This is a genomic window from Salegentibacter sp. Hel_I_6, from assembly GCF_000745315.1.
In the GTDB taxonomy this organism is placed as follows: Bacteria; Bacteroidota; Bacteroidia; order Flavobacteriales; family Flavobacteriaceae; genus Salegentibacter.
Map to the genome: position 1 here is coordinate 3,312,238 of NZ_JQNQ01000001.1, position 25,303 is coordinate 3,337,540.

At 33.8% G+C, this 25,303-nt stretch carries 23 protein-coding genes; 7 read left to right on the plus strand and 16 right to left on the minus strand.

Features of this window, described 5'->3' with window-relative positions:
- Positions 1-88: 88 nt before the first annotated feature.
- Together FG27_RS14690 and FG27_RS14695 are read right to left on the minus strand one after the other, a co-directional pair.
- Complete coding sequence (locus FG27_RS14690) at positions 89-976, minus strand: hypothetical protein (protein WP_037320415.1); 888 nt, start codon at positions 974-976, stop codon at positions 89-91.
- A 174-nt stretch (positions 977-1,150) separates the two neighbouring features.
- The gene (locus FG27_RS14695) at positions 1,151-2,077 is read right to left on the minus strand and encodes a hypothetical protein (RefSeq protein WP_037320417.1); all 927 of its coding nucleotides are present in this window, start codon (positions 2,075-2,077) and stop codon (positions 1,151-1,153) included.
- 642 nt (positions 2,078-2,719) lie between these two features.
- Between FG27_RS14695 and ltrA the strand changes: the two genes are divergently transcribed.
- Positions 2,720-3,982: a group II intron reverse transcriptase/maturase gene (gene ltrA / locus FG27_RS14700; protein WP_037315631.1), complete on the plus strand. Its 1,263-nt coding sequence runs from the start codon at positions 2,720-2,722 to the stop codon at positions 3,980-3,982.
- A 91-nt stretch (positions 3,983-4,073) separates the two neighbouring features.
- On the opposite strand, the gene FG27_RS14705 is transcribed toward ltrA, so the two are convergent.
- From FG27_RS14705 to FG27_RS14735, 7 genes are all read right to left on the minus strand, one after another.
- Complete coding sequence (locus FG27_RS14705; protein WP_081912628.1) at positions 4,074-5,279, minus strand: aspartyl protease family protein; 1,206 nt, start codon at positions 5,277-5,279, stop codon at positions 4,074-4,076.
- Between the two features lie 186 nt (positions 5,280-5,465).
- Positions 5,466-6,359 (minus strand): DUF5712 family protein, encoded by an 894-nt coding sequence (locus FG27_RS14710; protein WP_037320420.1) that lies wholly within the window; start codon positions 6,357-6,359, stop codon positions 5,466-5,468.
- A complete protein-coding gene (locus tag FG27_RS18745) occupies positions 6,349-6,822 on the minus strand; it encodes a BfmA/BtgA family mobilization protein (protein ID WP_051935874.1) in 474 nt (157 codons plus the stop codon). The genes FG27_RS14710 and FG27_RS18745 overlap by 11 nt, the downstream gene beginning before the upstream one ends.
- Positions 6,823-6,993: 171 nt before the next feature.
- Positions 6,994-7,827 (minus strand): toprim domain-containing protein, encoded by an 834-nt coding sequence (locus tag FG27_RS14720; RefSeq protein ID WP_037320422.1) that lies wholly within the window; start codon positions 7,825-7,827, stop codon positions 6,994-6,996.
- A gap of 150 nt (positions 7,828-7,977) precedes the next feature.
- The gene (locus tag FG27_RS14725) at positions 7,978-9,156 is read right to left on the minus strand and encodes a virulence-associated E family protein (RefSeq protein ID WP_231563334.1); all 1,179 of its coding nucleotides are present in this window, start codon (positions 9,154-9,156) and stop codon (positions 7,978-7,980) included.
- A gap of 130 nt (positions 9,157-9,286) precedes the next feature.
- On the minus strand, positions 9,287-9,598 hold the full coding sequence (locus tag FG27_RS14730) for a DUF3853 family protein (RefSeq protein ID WP_037320424.1): 312 nt from the start codon (positions 9,596-9,598) through the stop codon (positions 9,287-9,289).
- Between the two features lie 236 nt (positions 9,599-9,834).
- Complete coding sequence (locus FG27_RS14735; RefSeq protein ID WP_037320426.1) at positions 9,835-10,209, minus strand: hypothetical protein; 375 nt, start codon at positions 10,207-10,209, stop codon at positions 9,835-9,837.
- Positions 10,210-10,493: 284 nt separating this feature from the next.
- Here FG27_RS14735 and FG27_RS14745 point away from each other — a divergent pair.
- Positions 10,494-11,626, plus strand: a protein-coding gene (locus tag FG27_RS14745) for an IS3 family transposase (protein WP_156101194.1) whose coding sequence is annotated in 2 segments (ribosomal slippage) — positions 10,494-10,755 and positions 10,755-11,626 — 1,134 coding nt in all. Because the reading frame shifts where the segments join, the coding sequence is not laid out codon by codon here.
- Here the strand turns inward: FG27_RS14745 and FG27_RS14750 are convergent.
- Both FG27_RS14750 and FG27_RS14755 read right to left on the minus strand, forming a co-directional pair.
- Positions 11,623-11,997: a hypothetical protein gene (locus tag FG27_RS14750; protein ID WP_037320427.1), complete on the minus strand. Its 375-nt coding sequence runs from the start codon at positions 11,995-11,997 to the stop codon at positions 11,623-11,625. The genes FG27_RS14745 and FG27_RS14750 overlap by 4 nt on opposite strands.
- 5 nt (positions 11,998-12,002) lie before the next feature.
- Positions 12,003-13,352, minus strand: coding sequence for a site-specific integrase (locus FG27_RS14755; protein ID WP_156101243.1), 1,350 nt, complete (start codon positions 13,350-13,352; stop codon positions 12,003-12,005).
- Between the two features lie 356 nt (positions 13,353-13,708).
- Here FG27_RS14755 and FG27_RS19605 point away from each other — a divergent pair, with 356 nt between their 5' ends.
- The 5 genes from FG27_RS19605 (at position 13,709) to FG27_RS14775 (ending at position 18,998) form a co-directional block, all read left to right on the plus strand.
- Entirely contained in the window at positions 13,709-14,074 is a 366-nt protein-coding gene (locus tag FG27_RS19605; protein WP_369794122.1) for an Arm DNA-binding domain-containing protein, read from the plus strand.
- Entirely contained in the window at positions 14,043-14,954 is a 912-nt protein-coding gene (locus FG27_RS14760; protein ID WP_369794123.1) for a site-specific integrase, read from the plus strand. The genes FG27_RS19605 and FG27_RS14760 overlap by 32 nt, the downstream gene beginning before the upstream one ends.
- A 193-nt stretch (positions 14,955-15,147) precedes the next feature.
- Positions 15,148-16,773 carry a dihydroxyacetone kinase subunit DhaK gene (locus tag FG27_RS14765; RefSeq protein ID WP_037320428.1) on the plus strand — a complete coding sequence of 542 codons (1,626 nt, stop codon included), beginning with the start codon at positions 15,148-15,150 and terminating at the stop codon, positions 16,771-16,773.
- Positions 16,774-16,975: 202 nt separating this feature from the next.
- Entirely contained in the window at positions 16,976-17,263 is a 288-nt protein-coding gene (locus tag FG27_RS14770) for a helix-turn-helix transcriptional regulator (protein ID WP_037320429.1), read from the plus strand.
- Positions 17,264-17,510: 247 nt separating this feature from the next.
- Entirely contained in the window at positions 17,511-18,998 is a 1,488-nt protein-coding gene (locus FG27_RS14775) for a VWA domain-containing protein (protein WP_037320430.1), read from the plus strand.
- Between the two features lie 111 nt (positions 18,999-19,109).
- On the opposite strand, the gene FG27_RS14780 is transcribed toward FG27_RS14775, so the two are convergent.
- From FG27_RS14780 to FG27_RS14800, 5 genes are all read right to left on the minus strand, one after another.
- On the minus strand, positions 19,110-20,003 hold the full coding sequence (locus FG27_RS14780) for a DMT family transporter (RefSeq protein WP_037320431.1): 894 nt from the start codon (positions 20,001-20,003) through the stop codon (positions 19,110-19,112).
- Positions 20,004-20,782: 779 nt separating this feature from the next.
- Entirely contained in the window at positions 20,783-21,475 is a 693-nt protein-coding gene (locus FG27_RS14785; RefSeq protein ID WP_037320432.1) for a TrkA family potassium uptake protein, read from the minus strand.
- Between the two features lie 10 nt (positions 21,476-21,485).
- Positions 21,486-23,273 carry a TrkH family potassium uptake protein gene (locus FG27_RS14790; RefSeq protein WP_051935876.1) on the minus strand — a complete coding sequence of 596 codons (1,788 nt, stop codon included), beginning with the start codon at positions 23,271-23,273 and terminating at the stop codon, positions 21,486-21,488.
- Between the two features lie 241 nt (positions 23,274-23,514).
- Positions 23,515-24,192, minus strand: a complete 678-nt coding sequence (locus FG27_RS14795) for a response regulator (protein WP_037320434.1) — start codon at positions 24,190-24,192, stop codon at positions 23,515-23,517.
- The gene (locus FG27_RS14800; protein WP_081912629.1) at positions 24,185-25,264 is read right to left on the minus strand and encodes an ATP-binding protein; all 1,080 of its coding nucleotides are present in this window, start codon (positions 25,262-25,264) and stop codon (positions 24,185-24,187) included. Before FG27_RS14800 ends, FG27_RS14795 begins: the two co-directional genes overlap by 8 nt.
- Between the last annotated feature and the right edge of the window lie 39 nt (positions 25,265-25,303).

Below are 25,303 nucleotides of genomic sequence, written 5' to 3' on the forward strand. Positions count from 1 at the left end.
GACACGGATTTGTCGGCTTAGTATTGATTTGTTGGTCAAGTTAATTATTTTCATTCTAACGCTGCCGGCTATTGGCGATTAACCTTTGTTATATGCAGTTTTTGTTGAGCACACCTTCCATTTCCCTATCTTTTGAATCCAAAATATGTTTTTTCGAAGTTATATTAATGATATTCCAATATTCATTTTCATCTAGTACGTCCCACATTAAATTATTACCCTCATAATCTTTTAATTTACCACTTCTTACGAATTCTAAAGTTTTTGGATGTTTTAAGAACATTTCTTGTTGTTCTTTGAACATTGCTTGAGTGGATTCAATCATTTTCTTGAGAGATTCGTCCGTTCTCTTTGTTAAATAAATGCATTCATCAAAATCTTTGTTTTTACCATACACTCCTTGAGCATCATAGCTACGCCATTTATGAACTTTAATAGAAAAAATTTCTGAACCCATATTTTCAGGGACATTTGAATTCTGTGTTATATCGAAAACTTCTTCTTTAAAATATAAGTTTAAAGTGAATAGAGCTGCTAGAATATTGAATAGGTACTTTAACGATCCAAAATGTAAAGATTCATATCTATTATGTTTTAAATTTTGATAAGCGTTATTCCAACTATAAGTTAACTTGTTTTTAAAATTTTTCTCAGTTTTAATGAACGGCTTGATAATTTTTTGAGATTGGAAACAAGCAGAAGAACTTATAATAATTACTTTATCTTCCAATTTCCATATTTGATTCAAGTGCTTTATGCAGTCTTTATCAAATTGTAAATTATTTTCTTTGACTCCTCCATTCTTTTTGTAAAGTTCTTTAGAAATTGATTCTATTTCTGCAGCAGATCTTAAAATCAGATCAGAAATTTTAGAGGAATAAACATTTATTTGATTATCATCAATATGTATATCATAGGTTAATTTAGCCAATTCTGACTCTATGTTCCTGTATACAGGCCAGTAAATATTTGTCATATATTGTGTATTAGATTACAGCTAACGGTTTCGTTTATCGCAAGTTGTGGGGTTAGGGATGCGGACTTGTCGGCTTAACCATTTTCTTTCTTGGTTTCTAAAATTACACTTTTTCGTTAAAACCCGTCTTTATTTGCGATGAAGCGGTGTTGGCTGTAGTTTTATACTTATTTTTTAGTAAGGAGGTGTAATATCAGAAAATGGCTCGATATATTTTTTTTGAAAACCGATTCCTGCGTTTTCGTAATTTATTCTCAGATAAACTTGGTCAGAATTCTCATCAATTAAACCTGTTATAAGGTGTGTTATGAAAAATTCTTTATCAAGAGTTGTCTCAATTGCTAATTTCAGAGTTTGTTCTGTTTTCAACCTTTCTAAAATTGATTGGCTCAAATACAAGTTTCTTTTTGATTCACGATCGAAGTATTTTAGGCATTGGTTCCCCACTGGAATCCAATGTTTCTTTTCTTTTTCAAAAAATGTTAATTCTAAAATATTTACATTCAGTAGTTCATTTAATTCTTCAATACTCGCAGTCTCTAAATTTTTAAAGTTGAAAACTTTATTTTTATTATCCTCCTTTTGATATGGTAGAGGTGTTTTAAAGTATTCAAATTCTTTATTCATCTGCCAGCCCTCATATTCTTGAATGAATTCACCTTTTCCAGTATTTTCCCAATATTCAAAATCTCCATTTCCGAAATCTACTCTTTCTAATGTTGAAAAAGACCAACACTGATTTGCTGAAATTATTTCGCCATTTTTTATTTTAGAAAAGTAATAGAGAACTTCCTCATCAAATTTTTTAAAATTTCTATGATTTATTCTAATTTCATTCTCATCAAATTCTTTAGAACCACATAAAATTTTAAAATCTGAAAGGTTTAATGCAAAAATATACTGTAATAGAAATTCATTATCATTTGTTACTATAAAAGGATGATATTTATCTTCAAAATCATCATTTGCCATTTGCTTAATTATATTTTCAACAATCCCCAGAACATCTTTTTTGCTAAATATTTTCTCAATATGGTAACAGTTACAGTTGTGATAGTAAAATCTGTTCTTTATAACAATGTAGAAAATGTCATTTTGCATAATCTCTAATTAAAATTATAGCCAACGTCTCGTATAAAAACTGTGCGAGCTGGCGTGCGTGATTGTCCGCAGGACAATTCGCTATGCAAATGAGCACGAAATTTTGATTCAAGAACAAATTAAGCATTGTTTTTATATAATGTGTGTGCCCAGCATGGGCATCTTTTCTTTTACCGAAAGGTAAAAGATTAATCTAAAGGGTGCAAGTCCCTTATGGGCAGGGGTGACGCCTTGAACCATTAGTAAGCCGCAAGGTTGCCAACTGCGAAGTTGGGACTGAAGGAAGCGGGACTACAAACCCTGGTGCTGACGAACAGGAACCGGATATGAGGCTACAAGGTTGGATGAGCAAGCACATCATTGTGATGTCCTAAACATTTCTTTCGAAATGAATACCGAAGTAGTAGATCCGGCAGGAATCAGGGGAAAGAAGATGTTCTTACCTGGGGAGATCTCCATAGCCACGGGATGGCTTGATGGAGAAGTCAGCCGAAGTCATAGTAGCCGGTCACCTGATAAGCCGGTGAAGGACTGAACGATAATGGTCTTTAATGAACCTTGGAGTTATTTTATGTTACGGATAGCCTTCCGGTAGAATAATAGCCTTCGATCAAGCGAGACAACAAATTTGTTTTAGTATTAATGATTAAAGAATTAACAAGTAAAAAGAACCTAAACCAAGCCTTCCGTCAGGTGTATCGCAACAAAGGAGCAGCAGGTATAGATAACGTCCAAATAACAGGACTCCAATCTATTCTAAAAGCTCACGGTAAACAATACGCCCGGCAGATAGAACGAGGGGAATATCAGGTGGCTCCAATACTGGGAGTTGAAATACCAAAAAGCAACGGGAAGAAACGTTTACTCGGTATTCCCACGGTTGTCGACAGGGTATTTCAGCAAGCATTACATCAGGTTTTGCAACCAGTATTTGAGCCAGCCTTTCAAAATTATAGTTATGGATTCAGACCAAACCGCAATGCCCATCAAGCCGTTGCACAGAGCCTTGAAAATATCAATTCTGGCTACCAAAACATCGTCGATATTGATTTAAAGAGCTTCTTTGATGAAGTGGCCCACGATGTACTGTTAGACTTGATATTCAAAAAGGTAAAATGCCGGGCTACTTTAAAGTTATTGCGGTCATTTTTAAGAGCTCCGATACAAATTAACGGCAAGTTGCATAAACGCAGGAAAGGAGTCCCGCAAGGTTCTCCCTTAAGTCCTTTGCTCTCCAATATTCTGCTCAATGAGCTGGATAAAGAACTGGAAAAGCGAGGACACCGCTATGTAAGATATGCCGATGATTTTAGTATTTACGTTCGAAGTAAACCCGCTGCGAAACGCGTAGGTAATAGTATCTACAAATTTCTCCGGGACAAACTCCGGCTTCCAATCAATAGGGAGAAAAGTGGCATACGTAAACCTTTAACCTTTAAGGTATTGGGATTTGGTTTTGTACCAACCTACAAGAAAGGAGAAAAGGCCAAATACCAGCTTGTGGCAGAAGCGTCAAAATGGGAAATATTTAAGTCAAAACTTAAATATATTACCAAAAAGACAATTCCTGCAAGCTTTGAAGAACGTATCCACAGCATCAACTTATTGTTAAGGGGCTGGATCAATTACTTTAAACCGGCATCCATTCAGGGAAAGCTTAAGAAGCTGGAAGAATGGCTAAGGAATCGTTTACGGTATTGCATCTGGCATCACTGGAAAAAGCCCGAACGAAAACGGAAAAACCTTATTCGATTGGGTATTAATCCAGATCAAGCCTATGCCTGGAGTCGCACCCGAATGGGCGGCTGGGCTGTAGCCCAGAGTCCTATCTTGCGTACCACTATTACCATAAAACGCTTAAAAATGAAAGGTTATGTTGGTTTAATCGAATACTATAATCGATAAGTTTCATTATCGAACCGCCGTATACGAGACCCGTACGTATGGTGGTGTGAGAGGCGCACTCCGTCAATTAACGGCGGAGCCGTCTACTCGATTAGCTGTAGTTATACTTTACTACAGATTCCTTACCATTCCTTTCGATATGAATTGTCATATTTTTTTCCATATGTTTTTTTAAAAAAGTTGAAAGTTCACAGTATTCTTGAGGTAATTCTATATCATTTATTTTTAATAAAACATCTCCAATTTTTAATTGTCCATTTGTATCAACAATGGTTGAGACATAATAGTTTTTTGCATCAAAATTATAAAATATCCAAAATCCATACTTTGAAATATTACTTTCTGGAACATTAAAATCAGAATGCTTTTTCAAATAAATTATTTTATCAGATACATCTAAAAAGAAATTAAATTGTTTTATAAAATCAAATCCTATATTATTTTGACTTTGATTATTTAAAGTGAAATTTTGATTTTTTAAAGATAAATCTCCAAACTCTATATTCTCATTAATAAATTCGTGGTTAATTATTTTATCTTGAGAGCTGTTTATTCCCAATGATCCTTTTCCTATTGATGTGATATTTTTATTGTCATTTATGAAATCTGATAGTTTATAATCTGAAAGTGTTAGATCACCATTACTCCCTGTATCAAAACTGGCATATCTTTTTTGTCTGTCAATTTTTAATTTTATAGTTGGAATATCGTGTTTGTATTTATTTTTGGAAAAACCTTTTAGCTCATCTAGGTCAAATGAATTTTTATTATGGAATTCAATTACTCTTTCTTGAGTGTTTACTTCTATTAAAAAACCCTTCATAATATCAATTCCAATTATTCCATCAAGCTGAAGTTCACAAAAATTCATATTCAAGCTTTCTAAGCTTTTGTATGCAACTTTTTGTTCTGAAAATGTTTTTGCACCAATCTTTAGTTTGGGCAATATAGATACAGGAATATTTTCTATAGTTTTATTAATATCTCTGGTCTCTATATTCTCTATTATAGCTAAATTTTTTATTGTATTAGAATTTACCACTGTAATTCCCGCTCCGGTATCAAATAGGAATTTGTAATTTCTATTATTAATTTCTACTTGAATTATAGGCCAACCTTCTTGTTCTGCATAAGGAAGAATTAATTCTTGCGAAAAGACTGTTGAACTTAAAAATAATAGTAAATAAAATATTTTGTTTCTCATTTTTATTGTTTTAACTCTGATTAACTTCAAATTTGTTATTGATTTTCGATCAATTATATTTTTATCTATTTTACTGATTGTCCTCTTTTTCATTTCTCTTCTTATCCTTAGCCGAAGAAATTAATGGGATTTCTTCAAGAAGGAATTACAGCTAACTCGTTATATCCCGCACAAAATACATATATACCATTCAAAATTACGGGATATTCGTAGTTTTTATAAAATTAACGGATTTTTTTTTAAAATTAAATGCGGAAAACCGTAAAACGCTAACTTTTATCATCTTCTCATTGTGTAATTTCTTCTTTTATTGATTTCCGGCTTAATGGATAATTTTTCTAAACGCTGCTTGATTTCGTCTTTCTCTTTCGGTGAACCATTTTTCAAAATACTCTGAACCTCAAATTTTTCTAGTTCCTGGCGTTTATATTTGAAGAAATCATCAAATATCTTCTCGTTCTTCATTATCCATTTGGTGCGGTCGAAACCTACGTGGTACTTGTTTTTTCCTATAGTCCGGTCTTTAGACCGTTCATTGGCCACCGGGCTCAATTTCATTTTTTGGGTTTTGTCTTTCCGGCTTACAATAATATGAATATGGGAATTTAATCCTGGTTTATAATCACCAGAGTGGAATAATCCGTTTTTTACATCTTTATCATTCCCTTTAAATTTTCGAAAATGTTCAATTTTACCAAAATAAACTAAATCCTTTCCTTCATTTAGCCCTTTGCTCTGCCTGTTAAAGTTGGCAGCATATTCATCCATCACTTTACGCCCATAATCCCTTATCAGTTTATTGAACTTTATATATTCCTCATTTGAAAAATCCCATACACTTTCAACTTTTCTGCCGGCGGCCATTTCGGATAAATGTGCTAATTCTTTCTGGCTAAAGCTTATGGTAGGAGCGTAATACTTAGCATCCTTCTTACCTAGCTTCTTTTTGTTATTGTCAATCTTATCAATGACCGAAATTAAACTTACCTGGTCTGATGTGGCATCAAAAAAATGCTGTTTTCTCTTTTCATAGAGCGCAATTTTTGAGATACTATCCGAGGTTTGTATCTTCTTTTCTAATTCCTGGTTTTCCTTGTCTAAGTATTGCGCCAGGGAAGAGCAACTGCCGGAATTATTTGCTCCTAAAGAACTATGTGGTTTACTAATTGGCATTTTTAAAAATATTTTGAAAGACAGTTTTCAATCCTTTCTTATTTGCTGGGTCTAGATGTTCAGAAAGGGTAATTAAAGCTTTACGTTGTTTAGCTAATTCCTTTAAAATGTGATTAGCTCTGATCTCTGAGTTATTATCCAGTAAGCCAAGATTTTTATTAATATTCGCTTTGGCATCTTTTAAAGTCTTATCGTAGTTTTGATAATATTCATAGGTTTCTTGCCTAAGTGGTTTCAAGATATCACGCTCTTGCACCTTTAGAAATGAAACTAATCTCTTATCTAATTGCTGAATTTTATGGGAAGGACTTTCATTTTTTAAATCATCCGGATCAATCCCGGTACGCTTAAAATAAAGGATCATTTTTTCTACTAATTTTCCATAAGATTGCCCAAGACTTTCCGAAAGTTTCTGTAAATCTTTATGGTGTTTTTCCTGAATTTGAATACTCTTGTTTTTCATCTTTTATAAATTTTAATGCTGATAATCAGATTAGTAAATGTTATTCTGTAATATTCTTATAAAACTCTATAACTTAATACTTCCGCTTAAGTCAATGATAGCCGGATTTTAGCCTCGCAGAGCAAGTTGAAATAGGGGCCGCTGCCCCTGTTCAACTTGCTATAACCTTCGTTATACATTTTTCATCCACATTTCATTTAAGTCCTTGTATTCTGCATACAAGTGATTTTTTAAACTTGCCTGAGAATAATATTGAATAATAAGACTACTCACTTTTTTTCCAGCGGTATCATTATCCAGGTATAGATCGATACTTGAATAGCGTTTTAATTCAGGTAAAATTTTCCTGATTAGTGCTGTTGAATTGCAAACTAGATAGTCTGAAGAGTTTATTTCTTTTGGATAAAGTTCTAGATAGGTCAGGAAGTCTATAAAGCCTTCAAAAACTTTTACAAACCTACTTTCATTATTTATCGTTGTGAAATCCTTCGAACCAGTACACCCTTTAAAGTATTTATTGCGGAGTTCCATACCTCCTGAATTGTTGTTGAAAGCAATTGCGAAATAGTCCTTTCCATTGACCCTGTAATAGAGTTCAAAACAATAGACTCTTGCATTGGTGTAAGAAATTCCCCGGGAATCGAGGTAATTTATCAGTGCTTCATTCTGCAAATTCTGTTTTTTAAGAACTTTAAATCCTGGCTTATTCTCATATGTAAAAATTTCCTGCTGGTGAAAAGAAAAAGATTTCTCGTTTAATATGCTTAATGCTTCCTTAACGGAACAATTATTTAACCGGGTAATGAGATCAATTGTATTACCTCCTATACCTTCTCCGTGGTCATACCATCTATTTAATTGTTTGGAAACTTTAAACGAGGCTATTGTTTCTTTCCGGAATGGACTTAAGAACCAGGCTTGGCTTGAGTTATGCTTTTTACATTTCACACCCATTTCTAAAAGTAAATTGTAGATGGAAATATTATTTGCATTATTACAGTTCATTTTATACTGGATTTGATTTAATGTATATAAGTTTTATTTTTAATTACCTTATTAATTTCTGGGTAAGGTTGGGTAAGTTATATTTATTAGGATATATACTTATAAAGTATTGTTTGTTAGATGTTTATGTTGTTCGGGTAAGAACTAAGACTAATTTTTATTTTTTGCACTTAGATCTTTCGGTTTAACTAAATATCCGTGAGCTCTCTTTTCGCCCATATGGCGAGCGACTGGAAACTTGAGCATCTTTAGTGCTTTCCCTATTTTAATTTTGCTTAAACTTAGTCCTACACCCATCGCTCGTAATTCAATTATAACATCTGTAGCTGTCATAAAATCTTTTTCATTTGTTCCTGGCTCTAGGTATTTTACAATAAGTTCTTTCTCCATTGTCCAATTAAGGAATAATTCATTTCTCTTTTCATTTTTGAGAATATCCTCAGTACTTAATTCGGGATTGTAGTTTTTCCTTTTAAAAGCATTGAAATATGCTTGCGCCCAAACTTTATCAATGTCAATTTTTGAATAGTTAAAATCAATTGAAAAAATTTCGAAAATCAGCCACCTAACATTGCCCGTTTCATCTACTAAAAAATCCATTTCATTTGTAGAGGCTACAAAATTACTTCTCCTTTCTAAACGTTCTTGGCGTTTGCCATATGGTAATCTTTCATTAATACTTCCTCTGGAGATAAAAGATTTCAGAGTTTTTATGTTACCCTGGCCTTGAATAGATAATTCGTCGATGTTAATTATAAAGTTTTTACTTAATTTGATAAGGCTATCTTTGTCTGTGCCGATATCCTCTACGTAATAGTCTTTTAATTCTTTTGGAGCAAGAAACCTAAAGAATGTAGTTTTACCTACGTTCTGTTTAGAGCTAGTAAATACTAAACACTGTTTGTTTACTTTGTCATCAACTAAAGAGCATAAAACTGCTCGTGTAAGCCATTTTTCCATATGGTATTGGAGTAACTCATCGTCATCGGCCTTTATATAACTGCAAAGTTTTTTAATATGATCAATACCATCCCATTCAGGTAAAGCTTTAAAATAACCTCCTATTGGATTATATCTTTCTATTAAATGGCTTTTAAAAAGTATCTCTAATTTTGGGAGACTTATGGTAATACCTGCTTGTTCGAGTTCGATAAAAAGAGAGTTTAAATTTAGAATTTCCCATTTCCCGTTGCTTTTAAGCTTTATTTGATACTGAATTAATATTATATTGAATCGAACCAAATATTTATCATTTAAATACGCTATTACTTGATCAAATTTGGTATTACTATTTTTTCCGGAGTCATACATCCCTGAATTGTATTCCATAATTATAGTATTGTATGGAAGGATAATACAGAATTTTGTATCTTTGCATATCACTTCCAAGTGTTGAAGAATCTATTTATAAAGCATAGCTATGTCAGTAGTTATGCTTTTTTTTAATGCTTATCGAAGATTATATTTCCGAGTTTTCTTTTAGAAGTTGTAAGGCTTTTTCTGAGTCCACCATTATAGTTCTACCATGTTGAATAATGGCATCATCTAAAATTCCACTTTTCTTTATTCTATTGGCGGTTGAAATACTGCGATTAATTAGATTGGCGATTCCTCGGATGCCATATACATAAGTTTTCTTTTGGTTATTTTCAGAAGATTTTTGGCTTGATATTTCTCCAGATTCAGACGAAGTATTATTCTTTAAAAGTGAAATAAATTGCTCTCCGGTCATTTGCCAAATAGGCTTATCTAATAAATTTTCTTGATTCATTTTTAGTCATTTTGAATTAATATTTTTTTGATGTCGCGACTAAAACAAATCAAGAGAAAAAGCAAGTAGTTTTCGAGTGTAGGAAAGTGTAAAATAAAATTAAAATATATTTAAAGTTCTGTAAATTAAAACTTTAAATATTATCTGTGGAAAAAATAAGTGTATGAAATTTTATGCGGGTTGGAAAGGTTCAAAGAGTGTCATTTTTACTATTTATTTGACACTATGAAATGATATTAATACCTATTAAACTCTTTATCGATCTTTAAGTGTAATTCATTTTTATACTCATCACCAACCTCCTTTTTTCTATCATAGGTTTCTTTTTTAAATCCAAAATGTTTTATCATTTTTTCTTCCCAAACATCTTGCTTTCCAAGCATTACCCACTCTTTTAACTTGTGAATTGTATACATGATGTACATATCTTTTTTAGGTTTTTTGATTAATAATGTATTGTCAATTTTACCTTTGAGAGTATCGATTTCTGATATGAAGTTTTGAACCGATACTTCTTTTAGTAAGCTTAACTTCACAAAAATACTGTAGGCTATAAATACTGCTTCGAAATTTTTAAAAACTCTATCTTCAGGAGGAATGGAGTTCTGCATTTTTGAAACTATAAGTTTTAAATTATCTACTTTTTTTATAAAATGTTTAAAATCAACGGCTAGAATAAATTTAAGTTCGTCAAATTTTTGTTCTTTAAATTTATACGCTTGATCTCTAATATCTACTTGCTTTTTATAGGCTTTTTGAGCTGTTAGAACTTCTTTTTCTAAATTGTGTAAGTAATTTTTAGAAATGTCATTTCTACAAGATTTCCAATTGTAAGCTTCCCTTAAAACCGAACTGTTTAAAAGTATAATATATTTTATAACTTTAAACAGTAATTATGAAGAAGAGTAGATATTCACCACAGCAAATCGCAAAGATTTTAAAGGAGTTTGATAACGGAAAAACGGCCGTAGAGATAAGCCGTGAATATGGTATTAGTACAGCTGCGTTCTACAAGTGGCGGGAACGCTATGGCGGGATGAATGGTAAAGAGCTTAAGCGCCTGAAGGACCTTGAGGAAGAAAACCAAAGACTGAAGCAGATGTATGCCAATCTATCCCTAGATCATCAAATGGCCAAAGAAATCATTGAAAAAAAGCTTTAAAGCCCTGCCGTAAAAGAACTATTGCTAAAGAACTTGTTCATTACGGTATTAGCAGGGCGTGCCGTGTTTTAAATATGAGCAAAAGCGTTTTTTATTACAGGCCAATTCCAAAGGACGATACTGCTATCGAAGCGGCCTTACAACAAAAAGCTAAAGAACATAGCGAAGAAGGCTTTTGGATGGCTTACGATCGTCTAAGAAATGAAGGCAAGCCCTGGAACCATAAACGGGTATACCGGGTCTATAAAAAGCTTGGCCTAAGTTTGAGACGAAAGGTAAAAAAGCGGTTACCTGCCAGAGTTAAAGAACCCCTGGAGGCTCCCATAGCTCTTAATCGTAGCTGGAGTATTGATTTTGTAACCGATGTTCTGGAAAATAAAAGGCGCTTCCGTGGTTTAACCGTAATCGATGATTACAACCGGGAAGCATTGCATATAGAAATTGATTTTTCACTGCCCAGCAAACGTGTGGTCTGGGTACTAAACCATTTAATTAATCGCAGAGGAAAACCCCAAAAAATAAGAATGGATAATGGACCTGAATTTGTTGCTAAGATCGCTTCAGAATGGAGCCAGATGCAAGAAATCGATTTTCAGTATATTCAACCCGGGAAACCAACTCAGAATGCTTTTATAGAACGGTTCAATGGAACATATCGAAGGGGCGTTCTCAATAAGTACCTATTTGAAAATCTCAATCAGGTAAGGGAACAAACCGAGACCTGGATGGAAGATTACAACAACGTAAGACCACATAATGCATTGGGAAAAATGGCGCCCGTAGTATACGCGAAAAGTCATTCTCCTGGCGGTACCGCCAGGAGAATGAAAAATGATATTTTCGGACAATTAAGCAGTTCTAATTAGGGGAAGCTTACACAATCATATTCATTATCTAACTCTTTATAGTCTTTATATAATGATGTTGCTTTATTTATCTCTTCGTGGTGAATTTGATCAGAAAAACTTAAAAGATTTCTTAGGGTTTGGTCTGGATTAAATGCTTCGAACACGTGCCTATTCTTATAATATGAGTTTTCTATATTATCTATAGTGGTTTTTAACTGGTTTAACAGAAATACACGTTCACTAGATTGAATTAGATGGTTGTGCGTTTCTTTCAGATCCAGTTCTGAAAATTCTGAAATATGTTTCAATAACGAAATATCAATGTTTGCAGAATTCTCAATTTCTTTAAAATCTCTGTCTATATATTCCAAGAACACTAAAATTTTCATATTTATTAGAAATTTAATTTTTTCATTTCAATTTCCTTGGTTTTCTCAGATACTTCGATGTAGGGTATCATTGATTTATAATCCGAATGACCTGTCCATTTCATAATTATTTGGATTGGGATATTTTTGGCAATACATAGACATATAAAAGATCGACGACCTATATGACTGGTCATATATTCATATTTTGGTTTAGGCGAATCATATCTTTTATTTCCTATAAAGTAAGTTTCAGTAATTTCCTCGTTAATTTTTGCTAATTCTCCTAGTTCCTTTAAATATTCATTTGTCTTTTGATTAGAAATTACAGGTAGGGCCTTATTTTTTTTGAGAGGTATATCTTTATATTTATCCAGGATAGATTTTGTTGTGTGGTTAAAATCAATAACCAAATTATCTAATGTTTTTACAGTAGTTACTTCAAATTTGTCTTTTTTGATATCGGACTTTTTTAATTCATATACGTCTGAATGTCTAAGTCCACTGTATGTAAGGAAAAGTAGTACATCACGAACTCTAGTAAGATATTGTTTGGTTTCAGGAATATTAGTCTGGATTATTTGATTAATCTCATCTTCAGTTAAAAATATAACCTGCTTCTTTACTATTTTTAATTTGGGTTTGAAATTGAGGAATGCATCATTCGTAGTATACTTTTTTGATAAAGCATATCGCAAAAACCAGGTAATAAATTCAAAGTATTTTTTAGTGGTTGTATTTCTCATTTGCAGTTTATTCATAAAATAAACCAATAGATCACTTAATCCTTCGTGAGTTAAATCTTCAAATTTTAAATTTTGATTATAATCCTGTAGGTGCGTTTTTAAAGTGTTAAATTTGGTATAGGTATCTTCCGTCCAGTTATTGATTTTCCCATTGTAATTTGTAAAATCATCAAAAACTTCAAAGAAAGATAGTTCAGTAGATTTTTGAATTATTCTTTTCTTAGGAATCTTCTTATTCCCGGATCTAATTTGTTCGAAGGCTTCTTTAATTTCAGTTGTAGTGGGGATTTTTTCTTCTATTTGAAATTTAAAAAACAAAGAATTTATCTCTGATTTTTGTTTTTCAATATTCAGATTGATCTCTTCAGCTATCTGGTCATTGCCATTAACAGTTCCATCAATCACCTTTTTGTTTTCACTATCCCATTGATCCAAATTAATACGAAAACCGCTATATAAATTTATTCTCTTTCCGGAATAAGTTAACCGGAGAAAAATAGGGGCATTTTCTTCTACTATTACACCTTGCCTTCTTCTTTTTTCAATAGCAATAGTGATTTTTTTCTTTATTGTAATCATTGGCTGTAAATATCTACAGCCAAATCTACAGCCACTTTTTTTGATATTCAAAGAAATTCAATAAAAGTTTTAGAATTCACTTGTTCTTTAAAATACTGAAAAACAATTAAATAAGTATTTGTTGATTCTTCTTGATACTATAGGTGAGAGAGCCTCTTCCTCCGCTACTTAATTTACAAAATAGCTTAAAAAGCCCCAAAACCTATGGTTTTGGGGCTTTTTTGTTTTTGAGAATATCAAAATATACCAAAGAATATCAATCTATTCGGTTACACATTCGGTTACACCTAGCAAGTCAAAATTAGGTGTAACCAAAGTAATATAAATCCTACAAAATAAAACTTAACGACTTAATTATAAAGGGATTATGTTGTATCTTGAAACTGTCTAATTAAAATTATATAGTTATGAATGCAGTATTTTCGCATCTCTTTTATTTGAGAAAAAGTAAAACCAAATCAGATTCTGGAATAATTTATTTCAGAATAACCGTTAATGGCAAACGAGCAGTTACCACAACAGGACGGGAAGTACCGCTATCACTTTGGAATCCAACTTCAGGAAAAGCAACTGGGAATTCGGAAAAGGCCAAAGCTATCAATAGATTTCTCAGTAAAGTTGAGAATGATATTTATAATGCACACCAGAGAATTGTTGATAAAGGAGAGCGTTTCACTTCTAAGGATATTATCGACCTCTATCTTGGGAAAGATAAAAAAGAAAGAACAGGAGCAGGAGAAAATGATTCTAGAGATCTTTCAGGAACACAATGATCGAGTGAACAGGCTGGTTGGTAAAGATTTTGCCGCTGGTACGGCCGAAAGGTACAAAACGGCTAAAAAGCATGTGCAAGAGTATATAAAGAAGGAATATAAAACTTCCGATATTCCCGTAAAAGATGTAAATCATAAATTTATTACCGGGTTAGAATATTATTTAAAAACCGAAAGAAACTGTGCGCATAATTCAGCGATCAAATACGTAACAAATTTTAAAAAGATCATTCGTATAGCATTATTAAACGAATGGATAATTAAAGATCCATTTAAGAACTGGAAGGGGAAATTAAAGGTGGTAGACCGGGAATTTCTAACGGAAGGTGAACTTCAAGCTTTGATATCCAAAGAAATTAAAAACGAGCGATTAGGTTTGGTTAAGGATATTTTTACGTTCAGTTGCTTCACAGGGCTTAGTTATGCTGAAGTAAAAAAACTCTCAGAAAAAGAAGTAGTGATTGGTTTTGATGGGAACCGATGGATTAAAACAAAGCGAACAAAGACTAAAACAAGGTGTAGCGTTCCAATTCTTCCTGTGGCAGAAGCTATATTGGAGAAATATTCCTCGCATCCCGAAGTGAGTGAGAAGCGTTTACTTCCGATTTTAAGCAATCAAAAAACGAATGCCTATATCAAAGAAATTGCGGATCTCTGCGGAATTAATAAAAACCTGACTTTTCACCTGGCCAGGCATACCTTCGCTACAACCGTCACCTTAGCAAACGGAGTACCTATCGAGAGTGTTAGTAAGATGCTGGGGCATAAAAACCTGCAGACCACCCAGCACTATGCAAAAATTTTAGATCGAAAGGTCGGTGATGATATGGCAGCACTTAAAGATCGTTTAGATTCTAAGAATTTTGGGAGAAATGCATAAGGGGAGATTTTATACTGGATTGCTGTTGAGCTAACTCACTAAAACTTATAGGTTAAACAAGGATAAATTAAAAGTAACCTTCAGGCTTATGTAAATTTTTTCCCTCTTTAAATCTGTTGGATAATTGCCTAAGCTTAACTTTTCTTTAGATAATCAAAAAGCGCTTTTCAGTATATTTAGAAAAACAGCAACGATGAAATTTTTTATTAATGACGCCCAAGAAGTAGTAAATGAAGGTATTGAGGGCTTACTTACAGATCCAAATCTTACCAAACTAGATAATTTTCCGGAAGTAAAGGTTGTACTCCAAAAAGAGTTAGATAAAAATAAAGTAGCGGTTATTTCCGGTGGAGGTTCTGGTCACGAACCAGCTCATGCGGGATTTGTGGGTAAAGGTATGCTTACTGCTGCCGTCTGTGGTGATATTTTTGCTTCTCCATCGGTAGACGCTGTACTTTCTGCCATTATCGCCACAGCCGGAGAAAAAGGATGTCTGCTAATTATTAAAAATTATACCGGAGATCGATTGAATTTTGGACTGGCAGCAGAACAGGCACGCGAATTAGGATATAAAGTTGAAACCGTTACAGTGGGCGATGATATTGCCCTGGGGCAAGAAGTAGAACAACGTGGTTTGGCTGGAACTTTGTTTGTGCATAAAATAGCTGGCCATTTGGCCGAAGAAGGAAAATCTCTTGATGAGATTTTAAAAACAGCCCAAAAAGTAGCCGATAATATTTTTTCAATAGGATTATCCCTGGAAGAAGGAAAGAAGTTTCAAAATCCCGAAAGTTCAAGGTTATCGGATTCTGAAGCGGAACTGGGACTGGGCATTCATGGGGAACCCGGCGTTAAAACTATTGCTATGGAAAACGCCAATGATTTGATGTCAAAAGCCATTGAAAAGTTAAAGGAATACCTCCCAAAAGAAAATGAAAAGTTTGTCTTGTTAATGAACAACTTGGGAAGTGTAACCCCAATAGAAATGAATATTCTCCTCAATTCATTTCAAAAATCAGAAATCGCCAGGCAAGTAGCATATATCGTCGGTCCTTCACAATTGATGACCTCGCTAAACATGAGCGGTTTCTCCATTTCTTTACTCAAATTAGAAGAAGGATTTATAGAAGCATTAACTTCGGAGGCAGCACCAGTTTCCTGGTTTATCAGAAAATTTGGAGAAATTTCTTCTATGGAAAGTCCAAAGCTACCTGAAACGATGCCTTATAAAGCCTCTAAAAATACGCAATCCAAAAACGCTTTAAAAGCCGTTGCTGAAGAAGTAATTTCTTTAGAAGAAGATTTGAATGCTATAGATGAAAAAGTTGGAGATGGGGATGCAGGATCTACATTTGCCACGGCAGGTAAAAAATTATTGGAGGTAGCAGATAAATTACCCTATGCGAACACATCAGAGCTCCTCATTACTATCGGAAGGATTTTAGCAAGGGAAATAGGAGGTTCTAGCGGAGTTTTACTATCTATTATGTTCACAGATGCTGGAAACACCTATAAGAAAGAATCAAATATTGGTAAAGCCTTAAGCAGCGGATTGCAGAAAATGAAAGATTACGGAGGGGCCAAAGAAGGGGAGCGAACCATGATAGACGCTTTGCAGCCCGCCTTTACTGCTTTGGAAAATGGCGAAAAAATTGATATAGTAGCTAAAAAAGCCCGTCAGGGAGCAGATAGCACTAAAGAAATTAGCAATACAAAATTCGGCAGGTCTTCTTATTTATCTGAAGAAAGCTTAAAAGGCGTTCCAGATCCCGGAGCAGAAGCTGTCGCCATAGTTTTTGAAAAATTGGCGTCACTTTAAATTGGGGATGATGTTTTTTATATCCTTTCTTTCAATGCATTGAAAAAGAGATTCTATTTGGTTGTTCTGGATAATCTTTTTTCAAAATGTACCGAGAAGCAGGGAGATAGAAGAAGGGGATATTTTTAAAATTTCGTTGCCTAATCATAAATGTTGCTAATTAACGACAAATATTATATTTTCGTTGTAAATAAGCAACATTATGAATTCTAAAAAGGCAATAATCCTACCTAAATATCGAAAAATATTTGAGCAAATAGGAGAAAACATAAAACTTGCCAGAAAGAGACGCAAACTTACTACAGCGCAAGTTTCCGAGCGGGCAGGTATTCATAGGGCTACGCTTTACCGCATTGAAAAAGGTGATCCGGGAGTTGCTATCGGTTTGTATTTTAACGTCTTTAGAGTGTTTAACCTGCAAGATGATTTTTTAAAATTGGCAGTTGATGATGAGTTTGGAAGAAAATTGCAAGATCTTGATTTATTATAAGTGCTATGGCAGGAGAAAAATTTGATATATACGTATTTGCCGACTGGATAGCATTGAAGAAACCCACATTGATTGGAATACTATCCGCTCATTTTGCCAAGGGTAAAAAGGCTTTTAGTTTTGAGTATGACAACTCTGGTAGGATAAGAAGTTATTATTAGTAACAAGACCATTCAATAAAATATCCAAATTTCGGACGCAACCTTTTCAAACTATTCGCATCTATTAGATATAAAATCAATGGATTATGAAAAAATTATACTGTTTTCTATCGATCGGCTTATTGCTATTATCTTCCTGTGAAACGGATAATGTTTCTAACCAAAATATAAATCCAGAATTAGGCTTTTCCAATGATAATGCAGGCTTAGTGGATGTAGAAGTCACTGGTGATAATTACAATGAGATTATAGAAAACCCATTTATAAAGGTTGAAGATCAGGCTGTATCAACATTTTCCATAGATGCAGATGGAGCCTCTTATACCAATATTAGGCGGTTTTTAATGAGTGATAATCAATTACCTCCAAAAAATGCGATACGCACCGAGGAGATGATCAATTATTTTAATCTTGATTATGAGTTCACAGAAAGTAGTCATCCAATCAGTTTAAATGGAGAAATCAGTAATACTCCCTGGAATGAAGAAACTAAACTTCTACGTATTGGAATAAAGGGAAAACCAATGGCTGAGCCTTTACCGCCATCCAATTTTGTTTTCTTAATAGATGTTTCTGGTTCTATGGCAAGTGAAGATAAATTGGAGCTTTTAAAAAATGGATTTAAAAGTCTTGTGAATGAGTTTACTCCAGAGGATAGGATCGCCATAGTCGTATATGCTGGTTCTTCTGCTGTGGTACTTGAATCAACCCCGGGAAATGAAAAAGAGAAAATTATAAATGCCATTAATAACCTAGGTGCGGGAGGGAGCACTGCAGGTTCTGAAGGAATAAAAACTGCTTATGAAATAGCTTCTGAAAATTTTTTAGAAAATGGCAATAACAGGGTGATTCTTGGCAGCGATGGAGATTTTAATGTAGGAATCACCAGCCAGGAGGAATTAATTGAATTAATTGAAGAAAAACGAGATAGTGGTATATTCTTGAGTGTACTAGGTGTAGGCCGCGGAAACCTAAACGATGCTGTTATGGAACAAATAGCCAATAATGGTAACGGTAATTATGAATATATTGATAATATTGAGCAGTTAAGAAAAGTGTTTATTTATGAATACAATAAATTTTTTACGGTAGCAAAAGACGTAAAGATCCAGGTAGAGTTTGATATTAAAAATGTAGAAGCATATAGGCTCATCGGTTATGAAAATCGTCTTTTAGATGAAGATGACTTTGAGGACGATGAGGAAGATGCCGGAGAAATAGGAGCGGGGCAGAATATTACTGCATTGTATGAAGTGTTACCAGCCAGAAATCCACAATATTCCACCATTCCATCCCTAAAAATAGATTTTAGATATAAAGAGCCCAATTCAGAATCCAGCCAGCTTTTGGCTTTGGAAATTTTTGATCAAGGGAAGACTTTTTCGGAGTCCTCTGATTTCATGAGGTTTACCGCAAGTATCGCTTCTTTTTCTATGCTTCTTAGAGATTCTCAGTACAAGGGTAGTAGTGAATATAGCAAGGTCTTAAGCTGGCTTAATACCGTAAACCTTAACGATGAACATGGCTTTAAAGCTGAATTAAAAACATTAGTTGAAAAAGCTAAAGATTTTTAGATAACTTATCATAGCTCAAAAGCTATAGGGGTGCGCATGTTAAAACTAAAATTCTGGAAATAATCTTGAATTTAGAAAAACAAAAAACTATTTTCGATAGTAGATAGATTATCAATATCTCTTTTCCTTCTTTAACTGAGTTAAAAACACGCCAATAAAAACAACTCCCATACCTACAATATCCATAAGTTTAACCTTATCCCCAAAAGCTATCCAGGCCATCAACATTGTGATTGGTGGTCCCAAATAAAATAAACTGGCAACTTTCGTGGTGTCCAGGTGTTCAATTAGTTGCCACATTAAAATATAAGCACCTAGAGAGACGGCTATAATCAACCAAAGCAAGGCATAGTTAAACTCTGGTACCCATTCAGTTTTTAAATCTTCTACAAAAATGGCGGGCAGGGCTAAAGCTAATGCTGTAGCTATACTTTGATAAAAAATGGTTTGATGCAGAGGTAGTTTTTCTTTTTCCTTATTTATTTCCATTTTTCGTTGTATTAAAGTGGCGATGGTTATTGCTATTACAGAGCCTAAGGGAATAAAATATCCGAATATGGAATTTGAATCTTCAAAATCTATTCTAAAACCAACAGACAGTGCAACCCCGATAAATCCTAATATAAGTCCAATCCACTGATATAAGTTTGTGGACTCTCCGGTGACAAAATATGCGGAAGCTCCCGTAGCTAGAGGCTGCAGCGCTACTATAAGAGCTACAATTCCTGCAGGAACGTTATTATCTAAAGCAAATAGAACACAGGTAAGCCACACCCCGTGTGCTAAAAAACCAATAAACATGTTTAAAAAGGCTACTTTGAAGCCATACCATTTAAATTTCTTTCTTAGAAGTAAATACAATGCCATTAACAAGCTTAAGCCTAGATACCTCCAAAAAACCAGGGTAAACGGTCCCGTATGTGGCAGACCATATTCTGCCCCTATAAAACCGGAATTCCATAAAAGAATAAAACCTATAACTATTAAAATTGTGCTTTGTCTCATTTATTTAGATTCCTATAATTTAAATTCAAAATGCATTCGAGAATTGCTCAAATAGAAAGAGGACATAAGATTTCTTCTGATTCCGGTGCAGGATTATTAGCTAAAAGCTTTTTAAGAATATTCTTTAATTAAATTTGGGTAGGGCAATAGGTGGCCCAGTGGGCAAACCGAATCCAGAATAGAATATGATCCTTCAATTTTTAGTAAGAGCAAATTCATCTTAAATCAACCAATTGCGTAATTTTTCGAAGCATTCAAGATAAATTCAAAGGTCAAGGATTTAAAAAAGAAGGATGTGCGGATTTTTACAGATTTTTAGCGGTTTTAATATCCTTTGCAAATGTTTAACTTCAATTGCAAAAGAAATAACTCTAACAGCTAATAGATTTGACTCTTGGATACCAGATTAATAATTATAGACACTTTAATATCTGTATTGGTTTCCAGGTAGTATTGATTTCCCATGATACAACAAGGGTTTCCTTGAAGATCGATAAGCATTTTTTCTATAACTGTTTCTGGCGGTATATAATCAACATCCAGGAAAATTAAAAATTCATTTCCTGCGTATTGAGATCTTAGATTCCGGGATTTTGAAGGCAGGGTAGAGGTTTTAAAAGTTCTTCGTCCCCATCTTTTCCACTAAGCACCACCACATTTTTTATGTAGCTTTCCTTACCTAAGAATTGTGAGTTTATAGAAGAATTTTAAATTCTTGTAAATTTTTGAATTGTGGTTTTGGCAATGTTTAGATCACAAAGAAAATTATGTTGCGGTGATTATTTTCTTACTTCCTTTAATAGCTTTTTGATATCACGGTTATTGCCGTATAAGACCATAATATCTCCAGCGTGTAATATAGTTGTACCAGAAGCTACTCCTTGAACATCAGCTACCTGTTTTGCAGAGCCTATCTCATTTCTACCTTTCATATACTTAATGGTAGTAAGCACAATAATGTTATATTTTTTTTTCAAACCAATTTCCTCCAAAGTCTTGCCGTCGAAAACTTTAGGGATTTCGCTTTCTACGATGCTGTATTCCCCAGTGACTTCAAAAGAATCAACAACACCTTCCAGGTTAAGTTTTTTAGCCCAACGTTCAGCGGTTTCTTCTTCAGGGTGAATTATTTCTTCCACCCCCATCGCTTCTAAAACCATTTCCTGCAGAGGCGCTACTGCGCGGCTAATTAATCGCTTTACTTTAAGTTGTTTCATAAGTGCAGTGGCCATGATATTAGCACCTTTGTCTTCACCAATTCCAACTATTACTACATCGGTATCTTCTAGGGGTAAATTGGTCACTGCATTAAAATCTGTAGCATCAAGACTTACAGCATGGGTGATTTTTTCTTTAATAGCTTCTACTTTGTCAAGATTACAATCAACCCCAATAACCTCATTTCCCATGGAAGTTAATTTCTCGGCCAGAGAAGCTCCAAAATTACCCAGTCCTATAATAATATATTTCATTTTCTTTTCTTTAGTTTATTAAAATCTCTTCAGAAGGATAACGATAATTTAGGTGTTTAATATCGCGAAGTATTGCAATGAGTAGTGTAAGCATACTAACCCTTCCAATAAACATTGTTGCAATTATTACTATTTTAGAACCTGAACTCAAATCGGCCGTTATCCCCATACTCAAGCCTACTGTACTATAGGCGGAAAAAGCTTCAAAAGCAATGGCTATAATACCTTTTTCCGGATCCAAAAATGATATTATGGATAACGAAACTCCAATTACCAATAGAGAAAGTGAAATAATGGCAAAAGCCCTCCTTATGGAGATATTAGACACCTCTCGTTTATAAACTTCAATCCTATCTTTTCCTTTAGCCAAACTGAAAAAATTTAGGGTAGCTAATGCAAATGTGCTTGTTTTAATTCCCCCTCCGTTTGAAGCGGGAGAGGCTCCTATCCACATTAAAAGAAACATCAGCATCAAAGTTGAGAAATGCAAAGCCGAAGTATCAATAGAGTTAAATCCGGCAGTTCTAGGGGTGGCAGCACCAAAAAAAGCAGTGACGATTTTCCCAAATGCACTATGCTCACTTAGTGTATTATTATATTCAAAAACGTAAAAAACCCCCGTGCCAATTAACAATAGTATAAAGCTTGTAGTTAATACGATTCTTGAATTAAGGTTTAAGACCCAGGGCAGGTATTTTGCTCGATTAGGATCCTTAAATTTCTGTAGTTTTCGGAGCAAATAATACCTCACATATTTGTAAAGATTCAAAAGAATAGGAAATCCGATTCCGCCCAAAATAAACAAGCCGGCAAGAATTAGATGTAGAGGATAGTTAAAACGGAATTCAGGTTCATACAGACTGTTTTCTAAGGTAGAGAAACCTGCATTACAAAAACCAGAAATACTGTGAAAAACAGAAAAAAATATACGCTCTGTTACCGAAGAAATAATGGAACTATCTAAATTGAAATAAATAAAAAGCGCTCCTATGGCTTCGATACTAAAGGTTAATAGCAATATCTTTTTTAAGACCATAAAAACTTCTCCTATCTTTTCAGAATTACTAATATCCTTCAACATAAGTTGATTGGCATAAGAGGTATTACCTCGAAAAAAATAGCTGAAATAACTGGCAAATGTCATAATCCCAAGACCACCTAATTGGATTAAGATCATAATTATACTTTGGCCAAAAGCGGTAAAATAACTTCCGGTATCAACAACAATCAATCCTGTCACGCAAACTGCACTGGTAGCTGTAAAAAGCGCATCAATAAGACTTATTCCTGAATGAGTTGCTTTGGGCATTAGAAGGAATATCGTTCCTAAAAAAATAATAAATAGAAAACTGGCAACAAATAACTGGGCGGGATTTAAATAATCTTTTTTAAAATTTACTTTAAAAGATGAAATCTCACGTATAAAAAAGAGTAAGATTGAAAAATAAACCCATCCCATTTGGTTAAATATCTTTAAATAACCAATTTTCTCTAAAATGAAATCCAACCTTATTAAGAGTAGGAGTCCAAATAAAATTGTAAGAATCCAATCAAAGACCAATACCTTTCCAGGGGTTTCTTCACTCGAAATTAGACATCGAGTTAAAACAATTAAAAAACCTGGGATTATAATGCAATAATACAGGGTTCTAAGAATATTTTCTTCACTTTGAATATGGGTAAAGCCCAAATCAAAAATCAGGAGGCACACACCCAATATGCTTAAGATTCCCGCTATCTTATCAAAGCGGTTTCCACTGTAAATTTGAGATAATCTTTTTCTTAGGAGAGATGACATTTTAGCCGGTCTAAATTTCACCCTGTCGGGACAAGTAATCAAGCACCATCACAAGAATCACTGTCAAAACAGCCATGATGATAGCGGGCCATTTTAAGTGTGAGAAGGATTGTTTTTTCTCTGGATCGGGGGTTTTCTGAGGTTTAGCCACAGTAATCTATTAAGTTATACTGCAAAGTTAGGCCTAAGGGTGTAAGCAGAATATAAAATAACTGCCGGGGGTATAAAGATTTTATAAAGATTAAACAAAACGATATCCTACACCACTTTCGGTAATAAGATGTTTTGGATTATTAGGGTTTTCCTCTAATTTTTTGCGCAGTTGAGCGACGAATACTCTAAGATACTGGGTTTCATTTTGGGAGCCAAGCCCCCAAACTTCCTTTAATAAGAATTGATGGGTTAATACCCGACCCTGGTTTTTTGCCAAAAGGGCAATTAAATTATATTCTGTAGCCGTTAATTTTATAGGCTCCTCATTTCTCTTTACTAATCTTGAACTTAAATCTATTTCCAGATCACCAGCACTAAGATTTGGTTGAGGATCTGTATTTAGAGTAATTCGCAAGGAGGCTCTAATCCTGGCTAAAAGTTCTCCAGTCCTGAATGGTTTGGTAAGGTAATCTGATGCCCCATTGTCAAGAGCTTTAATAATATCGGCCTCGTCATCCTGTACAGAAAGAATGATTATAGATTTATCATACCATTCTCTAAGTTCTTTTAAAACCAGATGGCCACTTTTATCAGGGAGGCCTAAATCCAAAATGATAAGATCAGGACCGTGGTTTGCTGCGAGATGGACACCTTCTATCCCCGTTTCGGCTAAAATCACTTTATAATCGTTACTTTCTAAAGTTATTTTTAATAATTTTCTTATTTGCGGCTCATCGTCGATAATAAGAATTTCGGCGTTATTCATTTTGATAATGTTTTGGATCGGTCATTTTAGCTGGAATGCTTATCGTAAATTCTGCACCACCTTCTATTTTGTTTTTCAATTCAATTTTACCATTATGGGCCTGTGCAAATCCCTGAGCAATAGAAAGACCAAGACCTGTTCCCCCAGCAATTGATTTTGGTAATCGATAAAATTTCTCAAAAACCTGTTCCATATATTCATCTGGAAATCCTTTGCCATTGTCTGAAACTTTAATAACACAAGCATTATCTGTTGCAAACGCATCAATTTCAATCGTAGAGCCCCTGGGTGTATATTGAATTGCATTATGAATAATATTATGTAATATCTGTTCAATTAATGTGGCGTCAAATAAAAAGAGTGGGAGGTCTTTTGAATCGTATATTATTTTATGTTCATTTTCACCTACTTTGTTATTTTCAATGACGTTATAAATTAATTCATTTATATCATACCAATTGGGTTGTATGTGAATAGATCCACTCTCTAAACGACTCATGTTAAGTAGATTTTTCACTTGTCTGTTTAGTCTGTTGCCGGCAATTTCAATTTCGTTATAAAGATCTACAGTATTATCTTCAGAAAGTTTTGCAGAATTTTCCTTTAGGGTGTCAACGGATCCTATAATAGCTGCAATCGGTGTTTTTAATTCATGCGAAAGGGAATTGAACAAAGTATTATACAATTGAATAGTTTTTTCTTTTTCCTTTCTCTTTCTGGCCTGGGCTTCAGCTTTTCTTATTTTAGTTGTAAATACTGCATTCATAACAGCGATTACAAAGTACATTAAAAATAGCAGCGCGTCCTCTGGTGTATTTATTTTAAAAGTTAATTGTGGCTGAATAAATAAAAAATTCCAAATTAAAGCACTTAAAACAGCCACGATTACAACCGGCAGAATTTTAAAGAACATGGCTAGAATAGAAACCATTAAGAGTAGAATTAATGCAACTACGTGGTACCCAATAAAATCAATAAAGAGGTAACAAATAGATGAAATAAAAAGAACAGAGCCTATACTAATAAGAAATTGAAGGCTTCGGTTTTCATTTATATGTCTAAAAGATTCCAAATATTCAGTATTTATTTTTCAAATATACAATGACTATAT

Bases quoted from the DNA above. Each gene is read 5' to 3' on its own strand.
- FG27_RS14690 (WP_037320415.1), bottom strand. From the start codon at position 976: ATGACAAATATTTACTGGCCTGTATACAGGAACATAGAGTCAGAATTG.
- FG27_RS14695 (WP_037320417.1), bottom strand. From the start codon at position 2,077: ATGCAAAATGACATTTTCTACATTGTTATAAAGAACAGATTTTACTAT.
- ltrA (WP_037315631.1), top strand. From the start codon at position 2,720: ATGATTAAAGAATTAACAAGTAAAAAGAACCTAAACCAAGCCTTCCGT.
- FG27_RS14705 (WP_081912628.1), bottom strand. From the start codon at position 5,279: ATGAAAAAGAGGACAATCAGTAAAATAGATAAAAATATAATTGATCGA.
- FG27_RS14710 (WP_037320420.1), bottom strand. From the start codon at position 6,359: ATGCCAATTAGTAAACCACATAGTTCTTTAGGAGCAAATAATTCCGGC.
- FG27_RS18745 (WP_051935874.1), bottom strand. From the start codon at position 6,822: ATGAAAAACAAGAGTATTCAAATTCAGGAAAAACACCATAAAGATTTA.
- FG27_RS14720 (WP_037320422.1), bottom strand. From the start codon at position 7,827: ATGAACTGTAATAATGCAAATAATATTTCCATCTACAATTTACTTTTA.
- FG27_RS14725 (WP_231563334.1), bottom strand. From the start codon at position 9,156: ATGGAATACAATTCAGGGATGTATGACTCCGGAAAAAATAGTAATACC.
- FG27_RS14730 (WP_037320424.1), bottom strand. From the start codon at position 9,598: ATGAATCAAGAAAATTTATTAGATAAGCCTATTTGGCAAATGACCGGA.
- FG27_RS14735 (WP_037320426.1), bottom strand. From the start codon at position 10,209: ATGCAGAACTCCATTCCTCCTGAAGATAGAGTTTTTAAAAATTTCGAA.
- FG27_RS14750 (WP_037320427.1), bottom strand. From the start codon at position 11,997: ATGAAAATTTTAGTGTTCTTGGAATATATAGACAGAGATTTTAAAGAA.
- FG27_RS19605 (WP_369794122.1), top strand. From the start codon at position 13,709: ATGAATGCAGTATTTTCGCATCTCTTTTATTTGAGAAAAAGTAAAACC.
- FG27_RS14760 (WP_369794123.1), top strand. From the start codon at position 14,043: ATGATTCTAGAGATCTTTCAGGAACACAATGATCGAGTGAACAGGCTG.
- FG27_RS14765 (WP_037320428.1), top strand. From the start codon at position 15,148: ATGAAATTTTTTATTAATGACGCCCAAGAAGTAGTAAATGAAGGTATT.
- FG27_RS14770 (WP_037320429.1), top strand. From the start codon at position 16,976: ATGAATTCTAAAAAGGCAATAATCCTACCTAAATATCGAAAAATATTT.
- FG27_RS14775 (WP_037320430.1), top strand. From the start codon at position 17,511: ATGAAAAAATTATACTGTTTTCTATCGATCGGCTTATTGCTATTATCT.
- FG27_RS14780 (WP_037320431.1), bottom strand. From the start codon at position 20,003: ATGAGACAAAGCACAATTTTAATAGTTATAGGTTTTATTCTTTTATGG.
- FG27_RS14785 (WP_037320432.1), bottom strand. From the start codon at position 21,475: ATGAAATATATTATTATAGGACTGGGTAATTTTGGAGCTTCTCTGGCC.
- FG27_RS14790 (WP_051935876.1), bottom strand. From the start codon at position 23,273: ATGTCATCTCTCCTAAGAAAAAGATTATCTCAAATTTACAGTGGAAAC.
- FG27_RS14795 (WP_037320434.1), bottom strand. From the start codon at position 24,192: ATGAATAACGCCGAAATTCTTATTATCGACGATGAGCCGCAAATAAGA.